Origin of the sequence: Thalassolituus sp. UBA6592 (assembly GCF_002433655.1) — a bacterium.
GTDB lineage: Bacteria > Pseudomonadota > Gammaproteobacteria > Pseudomonadales > Oceanobacteraceae > Venatoribacter.
Genome location: NZ_DJIO01000128.1, coordinates 66248 through 66770 on the forward strand (window position 1 = coordinate 66248; position 523 = coordinate 66770).

1 protein-coding gene is annotated in these 523 nt (G+C 54.9%); it reads left to right on the forward strand.

All coding sequences use genetic code 11. The features are described 5' to 3' along the window. Positions 1-127: 127 nt before the first annotated feature. The coding region (locus tag B2Z72_RS12255; RefSeq protein WP_297004939.1) for a hypothetical protein at positions 128-523 on the forward strand (396 nt) is incomplete at its 3' end.

The following is a 523-nucleotide window of genomic DNA, read 5'->3' on the forward strand; positions in this document are numbered from 1 at the left end:
GAAAGGGGGGGGGGGAGAGAAGGGTGGAAAGAAGGGTGGGACAAAAAGTGCGGGAGATCGCATTTATCGTCAGGTCATCCGGTGTAGAATTGCCCGCTCAATTCATTGGTCACAAGGATGTCTGACGATGACCCGCCCGTTTGTAGGCCTGCTGCCCCCGCTGTTAGTTGGCCTGTTGTCCCCGCTGTTAATCGCGGCCGTTTCTGTTTCGTCACTGTCTTTCAAAAAACGAGCTGATCTGGATATCGATGGCGATGGTCTGATTGAGATCAATTCGGCCGACGACTTTTATTACCTGATATATGACCGCTCTCTGAAGGGCCACAGCCTGAATGGCTACAGCAAGGGCTGCCCGGAGGACGGATGCATCGGTTTTGAACTGACTCAGGATATCGATCTCGATGCCGTGGCTGACGGAGTCCCTGACGCAAAAGACAAAGCTTTCTGGGATGACGGCAGAGGCTGGAAGCCGGTCGGATCAAGGCTGCGGCCACGCATCGGAGAGCGAAGTTACATGGGAGCG